This window comes from Bacteroides sp. 224, assembly GCF_010500995.1.
Lineage (GTDB): Bacteria > Bacteroidota > Bacteroidia > Bacteroidales > Bacteroidaceae > Bacteroides.
This window is the reverse complement of the sequence record NZ_QVMK01000002.1, coordinates 309,151-320,567: the sequence shown is the minus strand read 5'-3', so window position 1 is coordinate 320,567 and position 11,417 is coordinate 309,151. Positions and strand designations below refer to the sequence as shown.

General features: G+C 41.2%; 9 protein-coding genes and 2 tRNA genes. 3 read left to right on the top strand and 8 right to left on the bottom strand.

All coding sequences use genetic code 11. The features are described from left to right. Positions 1–516 precede the first annotated feature (516 nt). From D0T60_RS02650 to D0T60_RS02640, 3 genes are all read right to left on the bottom strand, one after another. Positions 517–1,578: an ATP/GTP-binding protein gene (locus tag D0T60_RS02650; protein ID WP_163216590.1), complete on the bottom strand. Its 1,062-nt coding sequence runs from the start codon at positions 1,576–1,578 to the stop codon at positions 517–519. 75 nt (positions 1,579–1,653) lie between these two features. Next, positions 1,654–1,727: transfer RNA gene (locus tag D0T60_RS02645), tRNA-Asn, on the bottom strand. Positions 1,728–1,749: 22 nt separating this feature from the next. After that, a tRNA-Asn gene (locus D0T60_RS02640) sits at positions 1,750–1,823 on the bottom strand. A gap of 77 nt (positions 1,824–1,900) precedes the next feature. Here D0T60_RS02640 and D0T60_RS02635 point away from each other — a divergent pair. Both D0T60_RS02635 and D0T60_RS02630 read left to right on the top strand, forming a co-directional pair. After that, complete coding sequence (locus D0T60_RS02635) at positions 1,901–2,887, top strand: adenosine kinase (RefSeq protein WP_163216589.1); 987 nt, start codon at positions 1,901–1,903, stop codon at positions 2,885–2,887. Between the two features lie 42 nt (positions 2,888–2,929). Then, complete coding sequence (locus D0T60_RS02630) at positions 2,930–4,624, top strand: S41 family peptidase (RefSeq protein WP_163216588.1); 1,695 nt, start codon at positions 2,930–2,932, stop codon at positions 4,622–4,624. A gap of 137 nt (positions 4,625–4,761) precedes the next feature. On the opposite strand, the gene D0T60_RS02625 is transcribed toward D0T60_RS02630, so the two are convergent. Genes D0T60_RS02625 through rpoN form a run of 5 tightly spaced genes read right to left on the bottom strand, consistent with a single transcriptional unit; the run spans position 4,762 to position 9,690 of the window. After that, complete coding sequence (locus D0T60_RS02625) at positions 4,762–6,594, bottom strand: 4-hydroxy-3-methylbut-2-en-1-yl diphosphate synthase (protein ID WP_163216587.1); 1,833 nt, start codon at positions 6,592–6,594, stop codon at positions 4,762–4,764. 15 nt (positions 6,595–6,609) lie between these two features. Further along, a complete protein-coding gene (gene purE / locus D0T60_RS02620; protein WP_163216586.1) occupies positions 6,610–7,116 on the bottom strand; it encodes a 5-(carboxyamino)imidazole ribonucleotide mutase in 507 nt (168 codons plus the stop codon). Between the two features lies 1 nt (position 7,117). Then, positions 7,118–7,498: a glycine cleavage system protein GcvH gene (gene gcvH, locus D0T60_RS02615; protein WP_163216585.1), complete on the bottom strand. Its 381-nt coding sequence runs from the start codon at positions 7,496–7,498 to the stop codon at positions 7,118–7,120. A gap of 28 nt (positions 7,499–7,526) precedes the next feature. Further along, positions 7,527–8,189: a hypothetical protein gene (locus tag D0T60_RS02610; protein WP_163216584.1), complete on the bottom strand. Its 663-nt coding sequence runs from the start codon at positions 8,187–8,189 to the stop codon at positions 7,527–7,529. A 34-nt stretch (positions 8,190–8,223) separates the two neighbouring features. Continuing rightward, on the bottom strand, positions 8,224–9,690 hold the full coding sequence (gene rpoN / locus D0T60_RS02605) for an RNA polymerase factor sigma-54 (protein ID WP_163216583.1): 1,467 nt from the start codon (positions 9,688–9,690) through the stop codon (positions 8,224–8,226). 240 nt (positions 9,691–9,930) lie between these two features. Here rpoN and D0T60_RS02600 point away from each other — a divergent pair, with 240 nt between their 5' ends. After that, positions 9,931–11,307 carry an aminopeptidase P family protein gene (locus D0T60_RS02600; protein WP_163216582.1) on the top strand — a complete coding sequence of 459 codons (1,377 nt, stop codon included), beginning with the start codon at positions 9,931–9,933 and terminating at the stop codon, positions 11,305–11,307. The last annotated feature ends 110 nt before the right edge of the window (positions 11,308–11,417 follow it).

Here is an 11,417-nt window from a genome sequence, read left to right as displayed (position 1 = left end):
AGTTATGAATGACAACCAGTTTAGAAGAAAAAAAGATATTGTGACAACCGGTTTAGTAACAAGCAGCAAAAAATGACAACCACTTTCAGTATAAGTCAAGAAGCCTCTCTAAAATTAGCTCTGACCAAACACCTCAAAAGGTCGGACCTAACGAAGCAAAAGGTCCGACCTAATGCTTCGTTTGGTCCGACCTAATCATTTTGCTTTTCAGATATTTGCCATTCACAGCATTTTGCTAAAAAATCACGTAATCCTTTTAAGTAACTACTATCCAAGTTCCAATAGGAGTTATTATTAAAAGCCCAATATCCATAGGGGAAATCTTTCTCTTCTTGTTTGGTTTTTATAATTGAGCTTATATAAGTGTAGATCTTGTTTTTCTGATTTGGAGTATGATAAATAGGCGCAGTTGCAGCCTTGTTATATCCATCAATAGACTTTTCGAAGGCTTCAAAGGAATGGAGTACGCGCTGGTGGTTTGGGTGTGTTTAATTCCGCTTTCTATATAAATATATATCATCTCAATTCAATTTCTTCATTTATTAAATAGTTGAATTGTTTGTATGTGTATTTGTATGTTTTAGGGTGGTTGTCTGGCAACTTTCTCAATGCAAAAATACGTGCTTTATCTTGGCAGCTTGCCAAGTCGGATTCTTCTAATACTTGATTGTATGCCTGTATGGAGTCGATATTGTGCGATGTGGCAAATATTTGTACATGGTATGATTCTGCTACTTTAAGTAAAGACTTCCACATTAACTTCAATGACTTGAAATGCATGCCATTGTCAATCTCGTCGATGAGTAGAATGCCGTTTTGAGAATTATATACTTGAGTGATTAATGACATAACTTTCCGAAATCCATCTCCTAATACATTGGAAGGAAGCATTTGCTCGTAGCCTAAGTCTACCCAAATCCGATCTTTTATTTTGGCTATATCTTTTAGGTTAGGCTCCAAGAACTGTAAAGCTTCTATGAGAATATGCTTCTCTTTCTGTTCAACCATTTTGTCGAAGCCTTGCATGTCATTTGTGAAACCGATTACGGGTGGAAGATAATTTGCAGCTAAAAGCTCTGTGTAGGATTCGTCGCCTTTCGCTATTATTTTTTTATTAATAGGATCGAATGTTAGTTCAGAATGTATGGCAGATTGCTTTGTGTTATCCGAAAGAGTTGTATTAATCGCGTATTTGTAGGCCTCTTTTGACTGGTTGCTGGCAGGAACATCTCTTATTTTATCTATATTGATAACCTCTTCTGCTTGATGGAGTAGGTTGATTTCCATCTTTCTCGATTCGCCTGTTTCTGTTTGCATCCACAGAGTGATGGGCTGTGAGGCATCTTCGGCATAAAATATAATTTTTGCCTCATCTTTATCTTTTGCCTGCCAGCCTCGGATAGCATTGATTAAAGTGTTTAAAGTCGGATTGTTTGGACCACTTAATAGGAGTATAGCTTCTAATAAAGAAGACTTTCCGCTGTTATTCTCTCCCAGAATCAGATTGAATTGTGCACAATCTAACATATTTAATTGTGAGAAGCCTCTAAATCGTTCTATTTTTATATCTTGTATCATGCTATTCCTTTATTAGTATCCACAAATATAATCCTAAAAACAAAAAAGCCAACATCTCTGCTGGCTTTTCTTTTGCTCTCCCTCTTGGACTTGAACCAAGGACCCTCTGATTAACAGTCAGATGCTCTAACCGACTGAGCTAAGGAAGAATATTGCATTTGAGTTTCTTTGCTCTCCCTCTTGGACTTGAACCAAGGACCCTCTGATTAACAGTCAGATGCTCTAACCGACTGAGCTAAGGAAGAATGTTTTCCTCAAATGCGTTGCAAAAGTAATAGGATATTTTGAAATATGCAATATCTTTGCAGAAAAAAATATAGAAATGGATAAAATTGTAGGAATAGGGAATGCCCTTGTTGATGTGTTGGCTACTTTACAAGATGATGCACTACTTAAAGAAATGGACTTGCCGAAAGGAAGTATGCAGCTGATAGATGAACCCAAACTACAAAAGATAAACAATCAGTTTATCAAAATGAAAACCTATTTGGCTACCGGAGGAGCAGCCGGGAATACCATTCATGCTTTAGCTTGTATGGGAGCATCTACAGGGTTTATCGGAAAAATAGGAAATGATGAATATGGAGCGTTCTTTAAAAAGAGCCTGGAGAAACATGGAATCGAAGACAAATTGCAATTAAGTAGTTTGCCGTCGGGCATTGCTTCTGCCTTTATATCTCCGGATGGAGAACGAACTTTCGGAACCTACCTGGGGGCTGCTGCTACACTGAAAGCGGAGGAACTCTCGTTAGAAATGTTTAAAGGATATACTTATCTCTATATCGAAGGGTATTTGGTTCAAGATCATGATATGATTCTTAGAGCAATTGAACTGGCCAAAGAAGCCGGCTTGCAAGTATGTTTGGATATGGCCAGCTACAACGTTGTGGAAGCAGAAAAAGAATTCTTTGGGCTATTAGTCAACAAGTATGTAGATATTCTGTTTGCCAATGAAGAAGAGGCAAAAGCATTTACCGGAAAAGAACCGAACGAAGCACTGGATGTATTAGCGAAGATGTGTAGCGTTGCTATCGTAAAAGTGGGTGCACAAGGCTCGTATATACGTAAAGGCACAGAGGTGGTTCATGTGCAAGCCATGCCGGTAAAGAAAGTAGTAGATACCACCGGAGCCGGTGATTGTTTTGCCTCCGGATTCCTTTATGGATTAACAGGCGGTTACTCGCTGGAGAAATGTGCTAAAATAGGTTCTATTCTGGCGGGAAATGTTATACAGACCGTGGGAGCGCAGATTCCTGCCGACCGTTGGAATGAAATAAAGTTAAATATTGATGAAGTATTGGCAGAATAGCTTATACAATGACTAATTTTATACCAATAATTTAACTACATTATGAAAAGATTCTTGAATAAGCGCACAATAATCATACTTTCTATATTGGTATCGGGCTTTGCCTTTTTCGGCTTTCTGAAGAGTAACAACCGTACTTTTCAATTAGCTAAGAATATAGATCTCTTCAATTCCATTGTAAGAGAGTTGGATATGTTTTATGTAGATACCATTGACCCTAATAAAACAATTCGCACGGGTATCGATGCCATGTTGATGTCTTTGGACCCCTATACCGACTATTACCCCGAAGAAGACCAGAGTGAGTTGGAACAAATGATTAAAGGAACTTATGGAGGCATTGGCTCTATTATTTCTTATGATTCCAAAAGAAAGCGCTCTGTAATAGCAGAACCTTATGAAGGAATGCCGGCTGCTACTACAGGTCTTAAAGTGGGCGATATATTGATGGAGATAGACGGAGAAGACTTGTATGGGAAAAATAATGCACAGGTTAGCGATTTGCTGCGCGGACAAGTAAACACCAGCTTCAAGCTAAAAGTAGAGCGTCCCGGTGTAAAGAAACCATTGGAGTTTGATATTGTACGTAAATCTATTCAGTTGCCTACAGTGCCCTATTATGGAGCATTAGAAGATGGTATTGGCTATATCAATTTGAGTAGTTTTTCAGGAAATCCATCCAAAGAGTTTAAGAAGGTATTTACAGAGCTTAAGAAAGAACACAATATATCTTCTCTGGTTATAGACCTCCGTAATAATGGTGGAGGCTTATTGGATGAAGCCATAGAGATAGTGAACTTCTTCGTTCCCCGCGATAAAGTGATAGTTACTACCAAAGGAAAAATAAAACAAGCAAGCAGTACATATAAAACGCGTCGCGAACCATTGGACGTTGAGATACCTATTGCCGTATTGGTAAATAGCGGTACGGCTTCTTCGTCGGAGATACTTGCCGGTGCCTTGCAAGATTTAGACCGTGCTGTCATTGTAGGAACCCGTACCTTTGGAAAAGGACTGGTGCAGGTACCTCGCCCGTTACCTTACGGAGGAACTTTGAAAGTAACTACCTCTAAATATTACATCCCCAGCGGACGCTGTGTGCAAGCCATTGACTATAAACACAGAAATGAAGACGGAAGTGTAGGACGTATCCCCGATAGCCTGACCACCGTTTATCATACAGCCATCGGGCGTGAAGTGCGTGATGGAGGAGGCATCTCTCCCGATATTGCTGTTGAGCCGGAAAAAGCTCCCAATATACTGTTTTATTTGTTGAACGATAACCTGTTCTTCGACTATGCAACCCAGTATTGCCTGAAACATCCAACCATCGCCCCGGCAAAAGAGTTTGCGCTGACCGATGCAGATTATAATGAGTTTAAGGAGATGGTAAAAGCTGCCGATTTTAAATACGATCAGCAAAGCGGGAAACTATTAAAGACCTTAAAAGATGCTGCCGAATTTGAAGGTTATCTGGAAGGAGCCTCTGCCGAATTTGAAGCTCTCGAAAAGAAACTTACGCATAACCTGGATCACGACCTGACTTACTTTGCAGATGATATAAAGATGATACTTTCCGTAGAGATCGTGAAACGTTATTATTACCAACGCGGAAGCATTATTCAACAGCTTAAAAATGATAATGAGTTAAAAGAGGCTGTGAAGGTGCTAACCAATCCGGAAAAATATAAAGACATCCTGTCTGTGGCAGGGAAAGAAGAAGGTGTGTCAAAATGATATTATTTATGATTTGAACACAGAGACACAAAGGCGCAGAGAATTTAACTCGCTAAAAATGAGAGACTCTGTGACTCCGTGTCTCTGTGTTCAAATCGTATTTTATCATTAATTGGGACTTTTGACACATTTACTTTTTATTCTGTATAATCTCCATTTTTCCTGATCAGCTCAATCAATCTGTCTACCGCTTCTTTCTCCGGTATATTCTTCTCAATACATTCCTTACGCTTATACAAACTGATTTTCCCTCTTCCGGCTCCTACATATCCATAATCGGCATCGGCCATTTCGCCGGGGCCATTCACTATGCAGCCCATAATGCCAATTTTGAGTCCCGTTAAATGAGAGGTGGCGGCTTTAACGCGGGCAATGGTTTCCTGTAAGTTAAATAGCGTTCTTCCGCATCCCGGACAGGATATATACTCCGTTTTACTTGTGCGAATACGCCCGGCCTGTAAAATGCCAAAAGCAGTAGCTTCAATTACCGTGTGGTGTAAGCTGCCTTGGTTAAAGAGGAAGATGCCATCGCAGAATCCATCGAAAATCAATGCTCCCATGTCGGCGGCTGCTTTTATCTGAAAGTCTTCCGCTTCATCTTCGGCATAGTGCTGGAAGAAGATTACAGGGTTGGTAATGCCTTCTGCCATTAGCTGGTGTACTAAGGCGCGGTGTTCGCCCGTACGGTTAGGATGATTGCTTTGAGAAAACAATACGATTTCCGGATGCTTTTTCAGGCACTCTATTACCTCGTCGGTTAATGCCATATAGGGCATGAACAGGAATTTAAGTTTAGCATCACAGGTTTCGAGAGCATCTAAGTGTGTGTAGCTAAAGGCAGGCCAGGAGTGTGCTTCGCCTTGCCAGATGTCGGCATCGAGGATGTACTCACTCTTTTCTTCTAAAACAGAGGGGAGGGAACGACCGCTGTAAATGTAGTCGGGAGTGAATTGCTTATTGGTTTCTCTATCTCCTTCTATCTGTTGGGCTACTACCACCGGTAGATGATCTCCTCCGATATTAAGAACTGCGTGAGTCTTTCTGCGGGTAGGAGCGAGGTAGTTAAAATCCGGCGCAGTTATTCCCGGAATAAAGGGATGATCTTTCCGCTGTGTAATGTAGTCAACTAATTTGCGGGCTACGGGAATCTCCATTTCCGGCTCTTCGCTGAGTGATACGCGAACAGTGTCTCCCAAGCCATCGGTCAGCAAAGCACCGATGCCTAAAGCCGATTTGATACGTCCGTCTTCTCCGTCTCCGGCTTCGGTTACTCCTAAGTGGAGCGGAAACTGCATACCCTCTTTCTCCATCACTTCGGCAAGCAGTCGAACAGTTCTCACCATTACCACGGTGTTGGAAGCTTTGATGGAAATAACTACATTCATAAAGTTCTGCTCTACACAGATGCGTAGAAACTCCATGCACGATTCTACCATGCCTTCGGGAGTATCGCCGTATTTATCCATGATGCGCTCGGAGAGTGAACCATGATTTACCCCAATGCGGATAGCAGTGTGGTTCTCTTTACAGATATTCAGAAAAGGGATAAAGTGAGCGCGAATCTTCTCTATATCCTGCGCATAATTGCCCGGGTTAACACGTACTTTCTCGGCGTAGAGTGCTGCCACATCTGCTACTTTAGGGTTGAAATGCACATCTGCTACCAAAGGAACCATGTAGCCATCTTGCCTTAAACCGATATTAATATTCATCATATTCTCGGCTTCTTTTATGCCTTGGGTGGTTAGGCGTACATATTCGCCTCCTGCATCAACAATGCGTTTGGCTTGTATTACACATGCCTCCGTGTCTTGTGTGGAGGTATTGGTCATAGATTGCAGGCGAATAGGAAATTCGCCACCTAAAGGAGTGCCGCCAATGTGTACGACGGAGGTTTTGCGACGGGAATAGTTGAAAGGCTCTCCCCGTCCCTCTCCGAAAGAGAGGGAACTGATATCTGAATGTTTCATGATGGAAGAGGCTTCTTAATTTGTTTTAAACGGATACTTCACCTCTTTAAGTTCTTCGTTTGCCTGAACGATTTTCTTTTTTAAACTTTCCTTGTAAGCAATGAACTTTCCTTCCAGTTCCTTATTTCCCAGCGAAAGCATTTGTACCGCCAGAATAGCAGCATTCAGCGCGCCATTAATGCCTACGGTAGCTACAGGGATACCCGGAGGCATTTGTACGATAGCTAAAAGGGCATCCATGCCATCAAGAGATGATTTGATGGGCACACCTATTACGGGCAGTGGGGTAGAGGCGGCAATCACCCCGGGGAGGTGAGCGGCCATTCCTGCTGCGGCAATGATAACCTTAATGCCACGTTTGTGAGCATTCTTGGCAAACTCTTCCACTGCTTCCGGTGTACGGTGAGCAGATAATGCGTTCATTTCGAACGGAACTTCTAATTCATTCAGCAGTTGTGCTGCTTTTTCCATCACGGGAAGATCGGAAGTGCTTCCCATGATGATACTTACAATTGGGTTCATATTATTCGTTTACAATTTCTTTATAGCCTTCAGCGTCCAGTAGAGTGTCTAATTGCGACAAGTCAGCAGGTTTCAGTTTAATAATCCATCCTTCTCCATAAGGATCTTTATTTACCAGTTCGGGGGCTGCTTCCAGTGTATCGTTCACCTCCAGAACCTCACCACTTATAGGAAGGAAGAGATCAGAAATGGTTTTCACTACCTCGATAGTACCGAATACCTCTCCTGCATCTAATGTTTCGCCTACTGTGTTTATATCAACAAACACGATGTCGCCTAATTGATTTTGGGCATAATCTGTGATGCCGATATAAGCTATCTCTCCTTCTACGCGTACCCATTCATGTTCTTTGGTGTACTTCAATTCATTTGGAATGTTCATAATAAATAAATTTAGGGGGTTAATATAATTAAAAAAGAAGATATCTAAAGTAGAAATTGCATGCCGGATGCAATACTAATAAAGAGCAGATAAGCCCAACGGTAAAGCCGCTCAGAGTCTCGCTTAAACTATGTTGATTTAAAATGATCCGTGCAGAGCCTACTAAGCCGGTTATCAGAATAATGAGCGAGAGCCACCATACCGGATTGTATCCGAATAGCGCGCTGAAAGAAACAATGCAGCCAACCGCTATCCCCATGCCACCTAAGTGTGCACTTAACTTCCATTTAAAATTTATAATGGTAAACACAACCATAACAATAAGAGAAGTCAATATAATACCGGTCATATAAGAAGGTATATTCAGCCGGTACATCATTACTGTACAAAACACATAAGAGATGATGGCTAACAGATAAGGTATAAGCCTCTTTTTGCGGTCGCTAAGTTCTTGCAGAGAGAGCCCATTGATTCTTCCGTATACAAAAATAACAACTACGGGAAGCAGAACGGTGAAACAATATACAATGCCCAGTACAACCAACTTGTATTGAAGTGGCATTATACGTAGATAAGAAAAAAGAAACAGAAAAAGAAATGCCGCAGAAGGAATGATAAAAGGAGTAAATACCCCCGAAATGACCTTAGATGTTTTGATAAGTATTTTTTCAACCTTGGATTCTTTTTCCATTATGATGTCTGAATTTGAATATTTATATAATTAGTTACTTCCTTAATCGTGCCACCGGAATATTTAGTTGCTGACGATATTTAGCCACAGTACGGCGCGCTATCGGGTAGCCTTTTTCTTTTAGTATATCAGTCAGTTCCTCGTCGGTGAGGGGCTTTTTCTTGTTCTCTTTATCAATACACTCTTTGAGTATCTTTTTAATTTCCCGTACGGAGAGCTCTTCTCCGTCTTCCGTTACATAACCATCGCTAAAGAAGAATTTAAGAGAATAAATACCATAATTGGTTTGCGCATATTTGCTGTTGCTTACACGAGATATGGTAGATATATCCAGTCCGGTGCGCTCTGCTACATCTTTCAGTATCATGGGGCGAAGCAATGATTCATCTCCTTCCAGAAAGAAGGGGCGTTGCAAATCAACGATAGCCTGCATGGTGGTCATCAGCGTATTTTGCCGTTGCTTTACGGCATCAATGAAACCTTGTGCGGCATCAATTTTCTGTTTCAGAAACATCATGGCATCTTTCGATTCCTTCGATTGATTGCTTCTGTTTTTGGTATGTTCCTCAAGCATATCCCTGAAATCGCGGTTCATGCGTAGTTCCGGTATGTTCCGGTTGTTCAGGTTAATCGTGATGGAATTATCATCCATTGTTTCCACGATAAAGTCCGGAATGATTTGATGCATGCTTCGACCGACAACTTCGCCCATGGAACTTCCCGGACGCGGATTTAGCTTAGTTATCTCGTTAATGGCCTTTTCAAAATCTTCGTCGCTAAGGTTGAGCTTTTGCTTAATCTTATCCCAATGCTTACGAGTAAATTCCTCATAACATTTTTTGATAATATCTTGCTGTATTTGCCGGAGTGGAGTGTTCTCTTTGTGCTTAATTTGTATTAATAAACACTCTTGCAAGTCGCGTGCCCCCAAGCCGGGAGGATCAAAATCCTGTATAATTTTCAAACAGTCTTCTAATTCCTGTTCCGTGGCATTAATACCTACATAGATGGCTAACTCATCGCTTATGCTCTCAAGAGATTTACGGAGCAGGCCGTCGTCATCTAAAGAACCGATTAGATATTCGGTTAGTTCACGTTGGTGTTCATCGAGGTTGAGCTCATTAAGTTGTTGCTTTAAAAGCTCATAAAAAGAAGTCGTGTCCGAGAAAGGAATGTCTTCTGCTTTCTCATCTTTAGAGTGGTTTCGCTCTTGTAGTTTATAATCGGGTATATCATCTTCTGTTAAATAATCATTGAGCGAATCATATTCAACATTGTCTTCCGTTCCTTCGCCGGGTATATCTTCGCTGTCGGATATGTTGTCGGAAGTATCATCTTTTCCTTCCTCAAGGGCAGGGTTTTCTAATAATTCGGCATGTATACGGTCTTCCAGTTCAACAGCAGGCAGTTCAAGTAGTTTTACTACCAGAATTTGTTGCGGTGAAAGCGTCTGTACCTGTTGCTGGCTTTGCGACTGTATCTGACGAGAACCTTGTACCATATTATAAATTGTTCGGTTTGGTGGTACAAATGTAATTATTTAAATTGAGATTCCTAATTAGCATACTTGGAAATAAGTATATGATATGTTAATCTTAGGCTTGTACTTTTAGGATGCTTAGGTATATATACCTTTGGATGCCACTTACTAAAAGATGCTTATTTTTACCCAACTCCTTTATAAATAGGAGATTTTTATGTAAGTTTGTCACTATTCTATAAACCTTATAAACTAACCCTTATGTTTAACAAAGAAACATATATTCAGCGCAGAGCGCAATTGAAAAAAACGTTAGGCTCCGGTCTTCTATTGTTTTTAGGCAATGATGAAACGGGGATGAACTATGCTGATAACACTTACCGTTATCGTCAGGATTCTACTTTTTTATATTACTTCGGGCTATCATTTGCCGGGCTTTCGGCTGTAATTGATATTGATGAAGATAAAGAAATCATCTTTGGAGATGAACTTACCATCGATTCCATCGTATGGATGGGGGTTCAACCTACCTTAAAAGAGAAAAGCGAACGGGTAGGGGTGATGCATACGCTTCCTGCTGCTACTCTGACAGATTATTTGCAAAAGGCAGCAGCAAAAGGACAGGCTATTCATTATTTGCCTCCTTATCGTCCGGAACATCAAATTAAACTACTCGAATGGCTGAATATACCTTTTGCCAAGCAAGAAGCTTCCGTGCCTTTTATCCGGGCAGTTGTAAACCAAAGAAACTACAAAACCGCCGAGGAAATTGTAGAAATAGAGAAAGCTTGTGATATTACTGCCGAAATGCATATTGCTGCTATAAAGATGCTTCGCCCCGGCATGAAGGAATATGAAATAGCCGGTGCTATGGAAGCCATTGCTTTATCTAAAGGTGGCGCTCTTTCTTTCCCTACTATTGCTACTGTCAATGGACAAACATTGCATAATCACTATCATGGAAATACGGTGAAATCGGGCGATTTGTTCCTTATAGATGCAGGAGCCGAAACAGAAATGGGGTATGCAGGAGACATGTCGTCTACTTTCCCGGCAGATAAAACTTTTACGACTCGCCAACGCGAAGTAATTGAAATACAAAACGCCATGCATCACGCATCAGTAAAAGCATTGCGCCCCGGAATTACTTATATGGAAGTATATGAGCAATCTGCCCGCGTGATGATAGAAGGCTTAAAAGGCTTGGGCTTAATGAAAGGAAATGTAGAGGATGCCCTAAGAGAAGGCGCTTATGCGATGTTCTATCCGCATGGGTTAGGCCACATGATGGGACTTGATGTGCATGACATGGAGAACCTTGGCGAAACCTGGGTTGGCTATGACGGGCAGCCAAGAAGTACCCAATTCGGGCGCAAGTCTCTTCGTTTGGGACGTACATTGGAGGCCGGTTTTGTATTGACCGTAGAACCCGGTATCTATTTTATTCCCGAATTGATGGATAAATGGAAAGCCGAAAAGAAATTCATGGACTTCCTCAACTATGATTTGATGGAAACCTACAAAGACTTTGGCGGCATCAGAAACGAAGAAGACTATCTGATTACAGCAGATGGCTCTCGCCGTTTAGGAAGCTATGTGCCAATTACACCGGATGAGGTGGAAGCAGTGAGGAAATAATAGTTAATAGATAAAAGTGAAGAGTGAATAGTGAAAAGTGAATAGCAAAATCTTTTCACTCTTCACTCTTCACTAAAAGAGACTATTCTTTCATTCATTGGGACGCATTT